This is a genomic window from Herbidospora solisilvae (assembly GCF_009901565.1).
GTDB classification, from domain to species: Bacteria; Actinomycetota; Actinomycetes; order Streptosporangiales; family Streptosporangiaceae; genus Herbidospora; species Herbidospora solisilvae.
Window position 1 is genome coordinate 83,148 of record NZ_WXEW01000006.1, and the last position, 15,522, is coordinate 98,669.

12 protein-coding genes are annotated in these 15,522 nt (G+C 71.6%); 2 read left to right on the forward strand and 10 right to left on the reverse strand.

Going from position 1 to position 15,522, the window contains the following annotated elements:
* Positions 1 to 4: 4 nt before the first annotated feature.
* From GT755_RS20420 to GT755_RS20460, 9 genes are all read right to left on the reverse strand, one after another.
* Complete coding sequence (locus tag GT755_RS20420) at positions 5 to 424, reverse strand: roadblock/LC7 domain-containing protein (RefSeq protein WP_030455642.1); 420 nt, start codon at positions 422 to 424, stop codon at positions 5 to 7.
* The gene (locus tag GT755_RS20425; protein ID WP_161481281.1) at positions 421 to 3,600 is read right to left on the reverse strand and encodes a nitrate- and nitrite sensing domain-containing protein; all 3,180 of its coding nucleotides are present in this window, start codon (positions 3,598 to 3,600) and stop codon (positions 421 to 423) included. The genes GT755_RS20420 and GT755_RS20425 overlap by 4 nt, the downstream gene beginning before the upstream one ends.
* Before the next feature lie 176 nt (positions 3,601 to 3,776).
* Complete coding sequence (locus tag GT755_RS20430) at positions 3,777 to 6,077, reverse strand: [protein-PII] uridylyltransferase (RefSeq protein ID WP_161481282.1); 2,301 nt, start codon at positions 6,075 to 6,077, stop codon at positions 3,777 to 3,779.
* 7 nt (positions 6,078 to 6,084) lie between these two features.
* The gene (locus tag GT755_RS20435; RefSeq protein WP_030455639.1) at positions 6,085 to 6,423 is read right to left on the reverse strand and encodes a P-II family nitrogen regulator; all 339 of its coding nucleotides are present in this window, start codon (positions 6,421 to 6,423) and stop codon (positions 6,085 to 6,087) included.
* Positions 6,420 to 7,730 carry an ammonium transporter gene (locus tag GT755_RS20440; protein ID WP_161481283.1) on the reverse strand — a complete coding sequence of 437 codons (1,311 nt, stop codon included), beginning with the start codon at positions 7,728 to 7,730 and terminating at the stop codon, positions 6,420 to 6,422. The genes GT755_RS20435 and GT755_RS20440 overlap by 4 nt, the downstream gene beginning before the upstream one ends.
* 288 nt (positions 7,731 to 8,018) lie before the next feature.
* Complete coding sequence (locus GT755_RS20445; protein ID WP_161481284.1) at positions 8,019 to 8,948, reverse strand: sigma-70 family RNA polymerase sigma factor; 930 nt, start codon at positions 8,946 to 8,948, stop codon at positions 8,019 to 8,021.
* Positions 8,949 to 9,095: 147 nt separating this feature from the next.
* Positions 9,096 to 10,244 (reverse strand): imidazolonepropionase, encoded by a 1,149-nt coding sequence (gene hutI, locus GT755_RS20450; RefSeq protein WP_161481285.1) that lies wholly within the window; start codon positions 10,242 to 10,244, stop codon positions 9,096 to 9,098.
* An 18-nt stretch (positions 10,245 to 10,262) separates the two neighbouring features.
* The gene (locus GT755_RS20455) at positions 10,263 to 11,594 is read right to left on the reverse strand and encodes a formimidoylglutamate deiminase (RefSeq protein ID WP_161481286.1); all 1,332 of its coding nucleotides are present in this window, start codon (positions 11,592 to 11,594) and stop codon (positions 10,263 to 10,265) included.
* Positions 11,594 to 12,763 carry an allantoate amidohydrolase gene (locus tag GT755_RS20460; RefSeq protein WP_161481287.1) on the reverse strand — a complete coding sequence of 390 codons (1,170 nt, stop codon included), beginning with the start codon at positions 12,761 to 12,763 and terminating at the stop codon, positions 11,594 to 11,596. The genes GT755_RS20455 and GT755_RS20460 overlap by 1 nt, the downstream gene beginning before the upstream one ends.
* A gap of 54 nt (positions 12,764 to 12,817) precedes the next feature.
* Here GT755_RS20460 and GT755_RS20465 point away from each other — a divergent pair, with 54 nt between their 5' ends.
* Complete coding sequence (locus GT755_RS20465) at positions 12,818 to 14,095, forward strand: TIGR04013 family B12-binding domain/radical SAM domain-containing protein (protein ID WP_328794435.1); 1,278 nt, start codon at positions 12,818 to 12,820, stop codon at positions 14,093 to 14,095.
* Positions 14,096 to 14,103: 8 nt separating this feature from the next.
* Here GT755_RS20465 and GT755_RS20470 read toward each other — a convergent pair whose 3' ends face one another.
* The gene (locus tag GT755_RS20470; protein ID WP_161481288.1) at positions 14,104 to 14,772 is read right to left on the reverse strand and encodes an SDR family oxidoreductase; all 669 of its coding nucleotides are present in this window, start codon (positions 14,770 to 14,772) and stop codon (positions 14,104 to 14,106) included.
* A 155-nt stretch (positions 14,773 to 14,927) separates the two neighbouring features.
* Between GT755_RS20470 and GT755_RS20475 the strand changes: the two genes are divergently transcribed.
* Positions 14,928 to 15,458, forward strand: a complete 531-nt coding sequence (locus tag GT755_RS20475) for a PadR family transcriptional regulator (RefSeq protein ID WP_161481289.1) — start codon at positions 14,928 to 14,930, stop codon at positions 15,456 to 15,458.
* Positions 15,459 to 15,522 lie beyond the last annotated feature (64 nt).

Here is a 15,522-nt window from a genome sequence, read left to right on the forward strand (position 1 = left end):
GGCATCACCGCCGCGCCGAGTGCAGCTCGGCACGCAGAGCCGGGGTCAGCGCCTGTCCGGCGCGCTCCACCAGAAGGGTCATCTGGTACGCGACAAGGCCCAGATCACAATCGTGTGACGCCAGTACCGCGAGGGCCGAACCGTCACTGATCGACATCACCATGAGCAGTCCGCGCTGCATCTCCACGACGGTCTGCCGGACCGTGCCGCCCTCGAACACCCGGGAGGCGCCGGTGGTCAGGGAGGCCAGGCCGGCCGCCACCGCGGCCAGCTGGTCGGCCCGGTCGGGCGGGAACCCGTTGGAGTGGGCCAGGCGCAGGCCGTCGGCCGAGACCACGACCGCGTGCGCCACCCCTGGGGTGCCTGCCACGAAGTCGGTGATCAGCCAGTCGAACCTGCTGGCGTCGACACTGAGCTCAGTCACGAGCCCTCCTCCTCATTACCCGTGCCTTCCTGCGTCCTTTCGGCCCGCCCTCGGCGTACGCCCTGCTGGAAACTGGACAGCCGGTCGCGTACGGCCTCGGGCGACACCTGGGGCCGGGGTGACTCCGGCGGCGGCGTGCCCCTTCCTCCCTGGGGCTGCGTCCCGACGGAACCCGGCACCAGGTTGGCACGAGGCGTCCGCTTCGGGAGCCCCGACTGTGTGACGCCCCCCGAAGCCGGTTCGTTGGCCGCACGGGCCGCCTGGAAGCCCTGATCGGCATGCCGGCCCCAGGGACTCGCCCCAGGCGTCACAGGGGCATCTGGAGCCCCAGGAGCGACGGGGGCGGCGGGCGGCTCCGGCCGGGTGAACCAGGCCGACGACTCGACCGACGCGAAGATCGGCAGGAACTCGTCCCCCCGCTCCAGCGGCGTGTCGGCCACCGGCCGCCCGACGGCCGGCGCCGCCGGTGCCCCGAGGACGGGGAACGTGCCCGAGTGCTCGGGCAACGGGGGCGCGAGCGGCGTCGGCTGGGTGTCCCCGGTGGGCGGCCGCAACCGCCCGGTCTCCCCGGCCGGACCACCGAGCCCGGCGGGACCGCCGGGTCCGGTCGGACCCGGCTGGCCGATCCGGGCGATCGGCCCGGTCGAGTTGGCCGGGTTGACGGGGCCGGTCGAGTTGGGCGAACCGATCCGGCCCGTCAAGCTGGGCAAGCCAGTCGGGCCCGTCGAATTGGGCAAGCCAGTCGGGCCCGTCGAATTGGGCAAGCCAGTCGGGCCAGTTGAGTTGGGCGAACCAGTCGGGCCCGTCGAGTTGGGCGAACCGATCGGGCCGGTCGAGTTGGCCGGGCCGGCGGGGTTCGGCGGGTTCGTCGGGTGGCGGCGTTCGAAGCCGGGGAAGGTCCCACCCGGAGGCTGGCTCTGGCGGGGCACCCGGCCCCCAGGTGGCGCGAATGAGTCGTCGGCCGGAGTGCGGGGCGACGGTGGCTTGCGCTGAGGCAGCCCGCCTGGTCCGGCCGCGACGGGACCGGTCGCGTGGGAACCCGTGCCGAAGGAGCCCGACGCCACCGGGCCCGTGGTGACCGGGCCCGTGTTCGCCGGGCCGGGGGTGAACGGGCCGGTCGAGAGGGCGGGCAGCGGGCCGGTGGGGAGTTCCGGGCGGGGCCGGGTCATCTGGGGCTGCTGGGGGGGCTGGGCGGGGGCGTCGGCGTTGCTGATGAGCTCGGCCGGGAACAGCACCATCGCGATGATGCCGGTGCTGTCGCCGCGCCGGAGCTGGACCCGGATGCCGTGGCGTCCGGCCAGGCGGCCGACCACGAACAGGCCCATGCGGCGGGAGACCGAGACGTCCACGACCGGCGGCTCGGCCAGCCGGGTGTTGATCTCCAGCAGTTCGTCGGGGCTGAGCCCCATGCCGTTGTCGGTGATGGCCAGCAGCACCGCGCCGCCCTCGATCGGGCTGCTCGACACGATGACCTTGGTGCTGGGCGGCGAGAACGAGATTGCGTTCTCGACCAGCTCGGCCACCAGGTGGACGACGTCGTTGGCGGCGTGCCCGGCGATGGCCGGCGAGCGGTGGACCCGCACGGTCACCCGCTCGTAGTCCTCGACCTCCGACAACGAGGCGCGCACGACGTCCACCAGCCGGGCCGGGGAGCTGCGCTTGCGCGCGGTCTCGTGCCCGGCCAAGACCAGCAGGTTCTCGGAGTTGCGGCGCATGCGGGTGGCGAGGTGGTCGAGCTTGAACAGGTCGGCCAGGCGGGCGCCGTCCTGTTCGCCGCGCTCCAGGCCGTCGATCAGCGAGATCTGGCGTTCGACCAGGGTCTGGGTGCGCCGCGACAGGTTGACGAACATCGCGTTGACGTTGTTGCGCAGCCGGGACTCCTCGCCCGCCAGCTTGACCGCCTGGAGGTGGACCTCGTCGAAGGCCTGGGCGACCTCGCCGATCTCGTCCTGGTTGTCGCCCGCGATGGGCTGCACCGCCGGGGAGGTGTCGCCGGTCTCCGACTCGCGCATGCGGCGCACGATCTCCGGCAGCCGGTTGCCCGCGATGTCCAGCGCCTCGGCGCGCAGCCGCCGCAGCGGGCGCACCATCGAGCGGGCGATCAGCACGGTCGTGACCAGGACCAGCAGGATCAGCGCGAGGATCAGCGCGCCGGCCACGATGGCACTGCGGCGCTCGGTCGAGCGCAGGTCGTCGGCGCGGGTCCGCAGCGCGGTCGCCACCTGGGCCTCGACCTTGGAGATCGCGTCGAGCACGGTGCCGTTGTCGCGGAACCAGTCCTGCGCGGTCAGCACCCGGCCGGGGATCGGCTTCAGCGGCTGGTTGCGCGAGCCGAGGGCGACCGCCCAGGCCTTGGCCATCTCGACGTCGGTGCTCGCCTTGCTGATCCGGGCGGCGTGGAAGGCCTGGAACTGGGCCGTGTTCGCCTCGGCGTTGAAGGCGCTCTCGTACGTCTCCTGCCGCGACCACGAGCCCAGGAAGCGCTGGAGGTCGTCGGGGGTGAACGACTGGCGGGGCTCCAGGAGCTCGCCGACCATGATGGCCCGCTGCTGCGAGGCCTCGTCCTTGACGTGGGCCAGCGCGCTGAGCGCGCGGGAGGCGGAGACCACGCCGGGGTCGTCGCTGAGTTCGCCGAGGTCGTCGTGCAGGCGCAGGACGGTGGCGATGGTGCCGCCGTACTCGAAGAAGACCGAGGTCCTCGGGTCGTCATCGCGCTCGGCGGCGTGACTGTCGGCCACCGTCTCCAGGCGGTTGAGCACCTGGCGGGCGTCCTCGACGACACGCGGCCCGAACGACGCGTCGACGGCGCGGAGGTCGGCGGCGGACTTCTTGATCAGACTGTCGACGACCAGCTTCTGTTCGGACAGCGTGTCCTGGTGCTGGCGGATCGTCTCGTCGGCGTTGCGCAGCGCGCTCTGCACGCCGATCAGGCCGTCGAGCCAGGCTCTGTGGTCGCGTTCGGCCGCCAGTTGCTGCGCGAGCTCCCGCAGGCGACCGGCGTACTCCGCCGCGGTCGCCGTCCGCTCGTAGGCGGACAGGCTGTCTACCGAACCGGCGACCCGCATGCTGGCCAGGATGACCGCGATGAGCGTCGGCGCGAGGATCAGGGCGGTGAGCCTTGTGGGCACCCGCCAGTTGCGCAGCGCGAAACGGCTTGCCCGCTTGTGAGTGGACACCGGCCCCCGCCATTCGTACTTGACAAAAAGCCCTTCACGCTCCTGACAGCGCGAAGTGACATAGCCATACAAGCGGGCACAATTCGACCACAAGGTCATGATCAGCCACGGGGTTACCCATCGCCGAGGACAGAATCGTTACCAAGTGGTAAGTGGACTGAAGCACTCAAACATGATCAACGCAGTGCAGAAAGGACATGCTCCCTCACCTGAGCACGTTGCACCTCATCGGTGATGGGGCGCCCGGCCCGGTCGACCACGTAGAAGACGTCGACCGCCTCGGCTCCCAGAGTCTCCACTCTGGCCGCCTTGACGTCCAGGCCGCAGTCGCCGAAGGCACGGCCAATCTTCCACAGCAGGCCGGGCCGGTCGTGGGCGCGGACCTCGACGACGGTCGCGGTGTTCGAGGCGTCGTCGACCAGGGTCACCCGGGGCGGCGCGACCGGCACGCGGGGCGGGCGCAGCGAGCGGGTGCGGCGGGCCAGCCGCTGTTCGATGTCCAGGCGCCCGGCGAGCACCAGGCGCAGATCGGCCTCCAGCGTGGCGGGATCGGGCGGGGAGCCGTATTCGGGCACCACCGCGAACTCGATGACGGCCGTCGACCCGGCCGAGGCCGCCGACGCCGACCGCACCACCATGCGGTGGGCGGCCAGCACCCCGGCGGCCCGCCAGAGCAGGCCCGGCCGGTCGGGGGCGACCACGGTGACCGCTCCCCCGTTGACGCGGATCGCGCCGCCGCCGTGCCGGGCCAGCGACGCCTGCTCGGCCGACAGGGCGGGCGCGGGCGCGGGCGGGGTGCCCGCGAGCGCCGACCTGACCCGCCTGACCAGGTCGGAGACCAGGCTGGCCTTCCAGGAGTTCCAGGCGGCCGGGCCAGTGGCCAGGCCGTCGGCCACGGCCAGGGCGGCGAGCAGTTCGAGCACCTCGTGGGAGCCGACCGCCTCGGCCACCCGGGAGATCGTCACCGGGTCGTCGAGGTCGCGCCGGGTCGCCGTCTCGGGCAGCAGCAGGTGATGGCGCACCATCGTGGCCAGCACCTCGACGTCGGCGGACGGCAGCCCCATGCGGGCGGCGATGTCGCGGACGACCACCTCGCCGGTGGTCGAGTGGTCGCCGGGCCAGCCCTTGCCGATGTCGTGCAGCAGCGCACCGATGAGCAGCAGGTCGGGCCGGGCCACCTCGCGGGTGAACGCGGCGGCCCCGGCGACGGTCTCGATCAGGTGCCGGTCGACCGTGTAGGTGTGGATCGGGTTGCGCTGCGGCCGGTGGCGGACCCGCTCCCAGTCGGGGATCAGGCGTACCAGCACCCCCGCCTGGTCGAGCTCCTCCCAGACGGGCACGGCCGCGCGCCCGGCCCCGAGCAGCCCCACCAGCGCGTCGCGCGCCTCGTCGGGCCAGGGCACCGGCAGCGCCGGCGACTGGGCGGCCAGCGCCGACACCGTGGCGGGCGCCAGCGGCAGCCCGGCCTCGGCCGCCGCGGCGGCGGCCCGCAGCACCAGCACGGGATCGTTGCGCGGGTTCACCCCGCGCGCCAGCACGACCTCTCCCCCGTGCTCGACCACGCCGTCGGCCAGCGGACGCCGCCCGCGCGGCGCCGGCCCGGACAACAACCGGTCGACGGTACGCCACGTCGCGTCGAAGGAGTGGGCGATCGTGCGCCCGGCCTCGGCCAGGCGGCGCATCAGCGCCTCGGCGTCGAGCAGCCCGAGGGTGCCCGCCACGGCGTCCTGTTCCTGGAGCACCAGGCGGTCGGTGCCGCGCGCGGTCACCAGGTGGAGGCCGTGGCGGATGTCGAGCAGCAGTTCGTGGGCCTCCCGGACCCGCGGCCCCGGCGCGGAGGCCACCCACGCGGCGGCCACGGCCTGCATCGCCTGGACGTCGCGGATCCCGCCGCGGGCGTCCTTGAGGTCGGGCTCGAGCAGGAAGGCCAGCTCGCCCGAGGAGTCGGCGCGTTTGTCGGCCGACTCCCGTAGCTCGGCCAGCCGGCGCCGGGAGTCGGACCGCCATTCGGCCAGCACCGCCTCCCGCGCGGCGCGGGTCAGCTCGGGGTCGCCTGCGACGTGGCGGGCCTGGATCAGGCCGAGCACGGCCTTGAGGTCCTCGCGCGAGACCTTGACGGCCTCGTCGACGGTCCGGACCGAGTGGTCGAGGCCGACCCCGGAGTCCCAGATGGGATACCAGATCCGGTCGGCGATCTGGGCGACGTCGTCACGCCCGTTGTGGAGCAGGACGATATCGAGGTCGCTGCCGGGCGCCAGCTCCCCGCGCCCCAGGCTCCCGACCGCGACGAGCGCGACCCCGCTGAGGGGGCCGCGCTCTGTACCCCGTGAATCAGGGCCACGTGTCTCGGGGTCGAGCAGCCCGCCCTTTCCGTTCCGCTGACTTACGGCGGTCCGGAGCAGGTCCGTGAGCCACCGGTCGATGTCCGCCGCCCGTTCCTTACGGGCGGCGGCGAACGAGCGAGCTTCCCCTCTCATCATCCGGTTACAGCGCCTCCGGGCCGCGTTCCCCGGTACGGACTCTCACGACCGTGTCCACGGGGACCGACCAGACCTTGCCGTCACCGATCTTGCCGGTCTGGGCGGCCTTGACGATGACGTCGATGACGTCCTCGGCGTCGTCCTCCTCGGTCAGCACCTCGACGCGCACCTTGGGAACCAGGTCGACCTGGTACTCGGCGCCGCGGTAGACCTCGGTGTGGCCCTTCTGGCGGCCGTAGCCGCTGGCCTCACTGATGGTGATGCCCTTCACGCCGAACTGCTCCAGCGCCGCCTTGACGTCGTCGAGCTTGAACGGCTTGATGATGGCCGTGATCAGCTTCATGCGTCCACCTTCTTCGCCTCGGCCGGAACGGCCGGCCCGTTGAGCGAGGACACGCCCGAGGAGTGAATGGTGCCGAGGTCGTAACCAGTCTCGGCGTGGGTCGTGATGTCGATGCCGGTGACCTCGTCTTCCTGGGTGACCCGGAAGCCCATGGTCTTGTCGATGATCTTACCGATCACATACGTGACGATGAAGGAGTAACCACCGACCGCCACCGGGCCGAGTACCTGGAGGCCCAGCTGCGACCAGCCGCCTCCGTAGAACAGACCCTTCTGCTGTCCGTCGAGGAACGGGTAGGCGGCCACGAAGCCCAGCGCCACGGCGCCGATGACACCGCCGACCAGGTGCACGCCGACCACGTCGAGCGAGTCGTCGAAGCCGAACTTGTACTTGAAGCCGACGGCGTAGGCGCAGATCGCACCGGCGAGCAGACCGATGACGGCGGCCGCCCAGACGTCCACGAAACCACACGCGGGGGTGATCGCGACCAGACCGGCCACGGCGCCGGAGGCGACGCCGAGGGTGGTGGCGTGACCATCGCGGAGCTTCTCGACCACGAGCCAGGCGCCGGCGGCGATGGCGGTGGCGACCTGGGTGTTCATGAAGGCGAGACCGGCCGTGGCGTCGGCGGCGAGCTCGGAGCCCGCGTTGAAGCCGAACCAGCCGAACCACAGGAGGCCGACGCCGAGGAGGACCAGCGTCAGGTTGTGCGGACGCATCGGCTCCTTGCGCCAGCCGGAGCGCTTGCCGAGGACCAGCGCCAGCGCCAGAGCGGCCGCACCGGCGTTGATGTGGACGACGGTACCGCCCGCGAAGTCCTCGATGCCCAGCGTGGTGAGCCAGCCGCCGCCCCACACCCAGTGGGCCACGGGGAAGTAGACCAGGGTGGCCCAGATGACGGTGAAGACCACCCAGGCGCCGAACTTGGCGCGGTCGGCGATCGCACCGCTGATCAGGGCGACCGTGATGATCGCAAAGGTGAGCTGGAAGGCGGAGAACACCATCATCGGGAAGGTGTCGTTATAGGCAGCCTCGTTGACGCCCATCAAACCGACGTTGTCGAGTCCGCCGACAAGCTTGTTGAGGAAGCCCGAGCCGTCACCGACGGCGTCGAACGCGAGGGAGTAGCCGTAGGCCACCCACGCGATCGTCACCGTGATGATGGACACGAACGACATCATCATCATGTTCAGGACGCTCTTGGCCCTGGTCATGCCCCCGTAGAAGAACGCGAGTCCCGGAGTCATGAGCAGCACGAGCGCCGTGCTCACGAGCATCCAGGCAGTGGAGCCGCTATCGATCTTCATTCGATGCGACCCTCCTTCCAATTGGCGTGTGGCCGGTTATCACTTGCGCAGTGGGCTTCACCAAGGGCGTCATCGACCGGCTCGCGCACTGACACGTAGTCGTAGGGGAAGAGGTGAGCTTCCTCTCCCGTGCACGCCAGGGTGTTCTTCCGCCGTTTCAGGTCGCGACCCTGCATGTTTCACATCTGTGAAACTCGCCACATGCGTGTTTCGGGCATGTTTCGGACGCTACGTACACCAAAAAAGCGCCTGCCGGTAAACCGGCAGGCGCTCCATGAGCTGGTAAAACTACGCGGCGGCGTGGGCCATCTTGCGCAGACGGGCCAGCGCGTCACGTTCCAGGCGGCGGGCCCGGTCGCGGCCGATGCCGTATCTTTCGCCCACTTCCGTCAGCGTGTGTTCACGCCCGTCGACCAGGCCGTAACGCCAGCGCAGCATCTCGCTGGCCTGACCCTCCAGGCCGGTCAGCCAGTGCTCCAGGCGCTCGCGGTCGAGGGTGGCCAGGGCCTGCTCCTCGGGGTCGGCCCACGACTCGTCGGCGATCATGTCGCCCAGCTCGGTCTCGTCCTCGTCGCCCACGCCCAGTTGCAGCGACACCGGGTCGGAGGCCCAGCGGCGCAGCTCGCGAACCCGCTCGATCGGCAGGTCGAGCACGTTGGCGAGGTCGTCGTCGGTCGGCTCGGCGTCGAACTCGGCGAGCATGTCGCGGCGCACCCGCATCAGGCGGGTCATCTGCTCGCCGGCGTGGGTGGGCAGGCGCACCGGGCGGGCCTGCTCGTGGATGGCCCGGCCGACCGACTGGCGGATCCACCACGTCGCATAGGTCGAAAACTTGTAACCCCGGCGGTAATCGAATTTCTCGACCGCCCTCACCAGGCCCAGGTTCCCCTCTTGCACCAAATCGATGAGCGGCATTCCGCGCCCGGAGTATTTCCGGGCCACCGCCACCACCAGGCGCAGGTTCGCCTGGATGAACTCGTCTTTGGCGCGGCGCCCCGATACCGCGATCCGTTCGAGTTCCTCGTCGAGCGCGTCGGAGACCTTCGGCTCCGGGTCGCCCGAGTCGAGCAGCTGCTCGGCGAACAGCCCCGCCTCGATTCTCTTGGCGAGCTCGACCTCCTGCTCTGCGCTCAGGAGCGGAACGCGCCCGATCTCCGCCAGGTAGGTTCCCAGCAGGTCACGATCCGCGACTTCCTGCGTCCTGTTCCCCGTCGCCATTCAAGGCACCTCGTTCCGCAGCGCGAACACCCTCGTCCTGAACGTGCCAACGGCTGGATCAGGGCAAAGATTCCCTCAAGAGATACGCCAGCAGAATGGTTTTCGATTCCTCCTATAGGAGGATGCGCATCTCTTTATCGCGAAATCTCACACTACCCGCCTACCGGCCTGCCACACCTGGGTGACCAACGGGACACCGGGACGGTAGGCCAGGTGCACATAGGAGGCCGCTTCGAGGATGACCAGGTCGGCCCGCGCGCCCGGCCGGATCACCCCGACGTCGGCCCGGCGCAGCGCCGCCGCCCCGCCCGCCGTCGCGGCCCTGACCGCCTCGGCCGGGGTCATGCCCATCTCCCGTACGGCCAGCGCCACGCAGAACGGCATCGACGAGGTGAACGAGGAACCGGGGTTGCAGTCGGTCGCCAGCGCCACCGTGACCCCGGCGTCGAGCAGCCGGCGGGCCTCCGGATAGGGCGAGCGGGTGGAGAACTCCGCGCCCGGGAGAAGGGTGGCCACCACCCCGGCGTCGGCCAGCATGCCGACGTCCTCGGGGGTGAGGTGGGTGCAGTGGTCGGCCGAGGCCGCGCCGAGCTCGCAGGCCAGCCGGACGCCGGGGCCCTCGCCGAGCTGGTTGGCGTGCACCCGCACGCCCAGCCCGGCCGCCTTCCCGGCGGTGAGGATCTCGCGGCTCTGGGCCTCGTCGAAGGCGCCCCGCTCGCAGAAGACGTCGATCCACTTGGCGTGGGGCGCGCATTCGGCGAGCATCGGCCCGGCGACCAGGCGGGTGTACTCGTCGGCGTCGGTCCCGGGCGGCACGACGTGGGCGCCCAGGAAGGTCGACTCCTCGGTGAACGCCCGCGCCACCTCCAGGGAGCGCCTCTCGTCGCCGGTGGTCAGGCCGTAGCCGCTCTTGATCTCGACCGTGGTGGTGCCCTGGACGGTCATCTCGTGCACCAGCCCGGCGGTCCGGGCGGCCAGCTCCGGAGTGGTCGCCGCCCTCGTCGCGGCGACCGTGGTCCGGATGCCCCCGGCGGTGTAGCGCTCCCCGGCCATCCGGGCGGCGAACTCGGCCGTGCGGTCGCCCGCGAAGACCAGGTGGGCGTGGCTGTCGACGAACCCGGGGAGCACGGCCCGGCCGCGGACGTCGACGCGGTGGTCGGCGGCCGGGGCGCGGGCGGCTTCGCCCACCCAGGCGATCTCGGCGCCGTCGACCACCACCGCCGCCTTGTCGATCTCCTCACGGTCCTGGTCGGCCGTGAAAAGCAGCCCGATGTCATAGAAGAGCGTCGCGCTCATTCAGCACTCGCAATCACGTCAGCCGCGGACCGCGCCGATGGCGTCGCGCAGCAGGTGGCCCACCTCGCCGATCACGTGACGGCCGGAGCCGACGATCCGCCGGCCGCCCGACACGACGGACACGACGTCGGCGCCCGTCGCCGCGAACACCACCGATTCCACTGCCGAACGGGCGGTCGCGCCAGCCGTACGGACGGAGTCGAGCCGGACCGTGACCAGATCGGCCCAGGCCCCCGGGCAGAGCTGGCCGCCGTCGGGGAAGCCGAGGGAGGTGTGGCCGGCCAGGGTGGCGGCGGTGAGCAGTTCGTCGGCCCGCCAGTGGCCGCGTTCGCCGCTGACGATGCGCTCGCCGAGTTCGACGGCGCGGGCCTCCTCGAAGAGGTCGACCACGGCGTGGCTGTCGGAGCCGAGCGTGATGGGGCTCCCGGCCAGGTGGAGGCGGCGGGTGGCGCAGACGCCGTCGGCCAAGTCGCGTTCGGTGGTCGGGCAGACGCAGACGTGGGTGCCGGAGCCGCCGAGGAGGGCGACGTCCTCGTCGGAGACGTGGGTGGCGTGCACGGCCGTCGACCTCGGGCCGAGCGCGCCGGCCTCGTGCAGGACCCGGACCGGGGAGGCGGCGTAGGCGGCGACACACTGATCGTTCTCGGCGGGCTGCTCGGAGACGTGGGCGTGCAGCGGACCGGCGTGGTGGTGGGTGAACTCGACCACGGTGGGCATCTGCTCGGGGCGCATGGCCCGCACCGAGTGGATGGCGGCGCCGATCTCGACGTCATCGGCCCCGGCGTACGCCCCGGCGAGCCGGTCGGCGCGTTCGGCCCACTCCTGGACGGTGCCGTCGCCGAACCGGGTCTGCGCCCCCTCCAGGGGAGCCCCGAAGCCGCCGCTCAGATAACAGGTGTCGAGCAGGGCCAGCCGCACCCCGGCGTCGCGGGCGGCCCGGACGAGCGCGTGGCCCATCTCGTTGGGGTCGTCGTAGCGCACGCCGCCGGGGCCGTGGTGGAGGTAGTGGAACTCGCCCACCGCCGTGATCCCGGCCAGGGCCATCTCGGCGTAGGCGGCGCGGGCCAGGTGGTAGTAGGTGTCGGGGTCGAGGCGGCCGGCGACGGCGTACATCTGCTCGCGCCAGGTCCAGAAGCTGCCCCTGCCGACCTGGGTGTGGCCGCGCAGGGCGCGGTGGAAGGCGTGGGAGTGGGCGTTGGCCATGCCGGGGATGGTCAGGCCTTCGAGGATCTCGCCCTCCGGGGGCACACCCTGCTTGACCTCGGAGATCCGGCGGCCCTCGACGTCGATCCGCACCCCTTCGGCGACCGCGCCGCCGACCAGGGCCAGCTCGCACCAGTACGTCTCCATCACGACCCGCCCCCGGTCAGGTCGGCCAGCACGGCGGCCAGCGCGATCACGCCGGAGACGCAGTCGCGCGGTTCGGCGAACTCGCCGGGCGCGTGGGAGACCCCGGTGGGGTTGCGGACGAACAACATCGCGGTCGGCACCCCGGCGGAGGCCAGGATGCCGGCGTCGTGCCCGGCGGCGGTCGGCAGGATCGGCGCGGGGTGGCCGTCGAGGCCGGCCACGCAGGCGACGCGGGTGCGCAGCACCTCGTCGAAGGTGACCTCGGGCGTCCACGACTCCTCGGTGACGTCGGCGCCGGCCGCGAGTTCGGTCACCAGGGCGCGGACCTTCTCGGTCTCCGGGCCCCGGGCGTCGAGCCAGGCGGTGACCAGCGACGGGATCGCGTTGGCGTTGTTGGGCTCGACCCTCACCTTGCCGAAGGTGGCGCGCACGCCGTGGGCCTCGGCCTGGGTTCGGGCGGCCAGCACGGCGTGGGCGTAGGCGAGCATCGGATCGTCGCGGTCTTCGAAGGCGGTGGTGCCGGCGTGATCGGCCGTGCCGCGGAAGTCGAAACGCCAGCGCCCGTGGGGCCAGATGGCGCTGGCCACCCCGACCGGGGCCTCCAGGGCGCGGCCCTGCTCGACGTGGAGCTCCACGAAGACCCCGACGCGGGCGAGGGTCTCGTCGTCGCGGCCGAGGCGGCCCGGCTGGCGACCCCGGGCGGTGAGCACCTCGTCGAGGCTGTGGCCCTGCTCGTCGCGCAGGCTCCGGGCGCGGTCGGGGTCGAGGACGCCGGTCAGCAGCCGCGAGCCGATGCAGGGCACCCCGAACCGGGCGCCCTCCTCGTCGGTGAAGCAGGCGACCGCGATCGGACGGTCGGGCTGGAAGCCGTCACCCCGGAGCAGATCGATCGCCTCGAACGCCGACGCCACGCCGAGCGGCCCATCGAACGCGCCGCCTTCGCGGACCGAGTCGAGATGGCTCCCCGTGACCAGTCCCGGGCCCTGGACCGACGGGTCGCCCCACCACGCCCACAGGTTGCCGTTGCGGTCTTCGTGGCTGGTCAGGCCCCGTTTCGCGGCTTGGTGGGTGAACCATTCGCGCAACTCCATGTCGGCGGACGACCAGGCGTCACGCCGGTAGCCCCCGGTGCGCGGGTTTCTGCCGATCTGCTCGATGTCCGCCAGCATCCCTCCACCCTACTGAATGGCTCCATTCAGTCCAGGGAGGGCTACCCTGACCCGGTGAGTTTCGATGTCAGCGTGGTCGTTCGTTACCGCAAGGCGGTCACCTACGGCATGCACGCCCTGCTGGCGGCCCTCGAAGCTGCGCCTCCGGCGGTGAACTTCGAGATCCGGTACGCCACCAGCGCCGAGGAGACGGCGATCCAGATCGGCCAGGCCGACGCCGACCGGGTGCTGGTGCTCTGGTCCTTCTACTCGCCCGATTTCCCGTTAATGACGGCCGAACTGGCCGAAGTCAGGGCGCTCAGCCACCGAGACGACGTCGTCCACGTCGCGGGCGGCGTACACGCCACCGCGGAACCCCAGCAGGTCATCGACGCGGGCTGGGACGTCGCCGCGATCGGCGAGGGGGAGACCACGATCATCTCCCTGGTCGCAGAACCCGATCTGCGCAAGGTGCCGGGCCTGGCGATCCGCGACCACGACGGGATCGCGCTCCGCACCCCGGGCGCGCCGCAGCTGCCGCTCGACGCCTTCCCCTCGTTCCCGGCCGGCCGGGCCGGTCCCATCGAGATCACCCGCGGCTGCCGCTACACCTGCAAGTTCTGCCAGACCCCGTTCATGTTCGGGGCCCAGTTCCGGCACCGCTCGGTCGAGAGCGTGCGCGACCACGTGCGGCGGATGGCCGCCAGGGGCCTGCGGGACGTCCGGTTCATCACCCCGACCTCGCTCAGCTACGGCAGCCAGACCGCCGATCCCGACCTCGGCAAGGTCGAGGAGCTGCTGGTGGCGTGCAAGGAGGAGGCGCCCGCCGACGGCCGGGTGTTCTTCGGCAGCTTCCCCTCGGAGATCCGCCCCGAGCACGTGACGCCCGAGGCGATGCGCATGCTCCGCCGCTACGTCGCCAACGACAACATCATCATCGGCGCCCAGTCGGGCTCCGACCGCATCCTGACCGCCTCGGGCCGCGGCCACGGCGCCGCGCCGGTGCTCGACGCCGCCAGGATCGCGATCGACTTCGGATTCCGCCCCAACGTCGACTTCATCTTCGGCATGCCGGGCGAGACCGAAGACGACCAGAAGGCGTCGTTGAAACTCGCCTCCGACCTGGCCGACCTCGGCGCCCGCATCCACACCCACACCTTCATGCCGCTGCCCGGCACCCCGTGGCGCGACGCCGAACCGGCGCTGATCCCGCTGACCACCTCGACCGAGCTCGACCGCCTGGCCCAGCGCGGCGACGCCTACGGCCACTGGCGCAAGCAGGCCGAACACGCCCAGGTGCTGGCCGAGACGGCCAGGCAGTATCCGCGCCGAACACCGCGCCGCCGTGTCTGACGGGGCGTCTAGCGCGGCCTGACGACGACCTCGGTCAGGTGGGCGTCGGCCGGTGCGGTCACCGCCGCGACCACGGCCTTGGCGACCGACTCGGCCTTCAGGTAGCGGTGCGGCTCGTAGTCGCCGCCCTCCTGCCGCCGGACCCCGCGCTGCATGTCGGTGTCGATGCGCCCGGGGTAGACGGTCGTGACCCGCAACTCCGGCTCCTCCTGGCGCAGCACGTCGGCGTAGGCGCGCAGCGCCCACTTGCTGGCGGCGTAGGAGCCCCAGTCGGGGTTGGCGTTGCGCCCGGCGCCGGAGTTGACCAGCACGACCTGCCCCTTCGCCGCCCGCAGCGAGGGCAGCAGCAGCCGGGTCAGCTCGGCCACGGCGAAGACGTTGACCTCGAAGGTCTCCCGCCAGACGCGGATCGGCGTCTCCCCCACCGCCCCCAGCGTGACGACCCCGGCGCTGTGCACGAGCAGGTCGATGCGCCCGAGCCCCTCGACGTCGCGCTGGGTGATCTCGGTCAGCTCGACGGGGAACGGCCGCGCGTCGAGCTCCTTGCAGATCTCGTCGAGCTTCCCGCCACCCCGTCCGCCGAGGATCAGGTCGTAGGCAGGCGCGAGGGCCCGCGCGACGGCGGCCCCGAGGCCGCGAGAACCGCCCGTGATCAGGGCGACAGGTCGATCACTCATGCGGATCACCTTAGTTGCGGGATCGCCGCGCATCCCGTCCCGCCGTCCGTGGCTGAAAGGCCTTCTTTCCGTTACGGCTCCGCCTGGCCGGCCGTCCGACCTCCTCTGGCCGAAACGCCTTGTGGCGATACTCAAATTTGTATATAAGTTTGAGCATGTCCTCCACACGGGTTCTGATCCTCGGCACTCTGCTCGACGGGCCGCTGCACGGCTATGAGGTGCGGCGGCGTCTCGAACTGTGGGGGGCCGCCTACTGGGCCAACGTCGCCTACGGGTCGATCTACCACGGGCTGGCCAAGATGGCCGGCGAAGGGCTGCTCGCCGTCGTCGAGCAGGGCAAGGGCGGCAAGACCGTCTACGAGATCACCGACGAGGGGCGGGAGGAGTTCCGGCGGGAGCTGCTCGCCTACTGGTGGGAGGTCAAGCCGATCGTCGACCCGTTCCAGGTCGCGCTCACGTTCATGAACCGGCTGTCCTCCGCCGAACTGGTCACGGCCATGGAGTCGCGCGCCGAGCAGTTGCGGGCCTCCGTCTCGATGACCGAACGCGCCATCGGCCTCAAGCAGGACTTTGGCGCCCCCCGCCACGTCGACGAGTGTTTCCGGCTCAACGCCGCCCAGCTCCGGGCGCAGCTCGACTGGATCGAGGGCGCGGTCGGGCGGGTCCGGAGCGGCGAGTTGCCGTAAATCGGTTGACCCTGACCCGGCGTCATCCCCGACGCTGGGTCCTTCCCCCTGATCGAGAACGGGT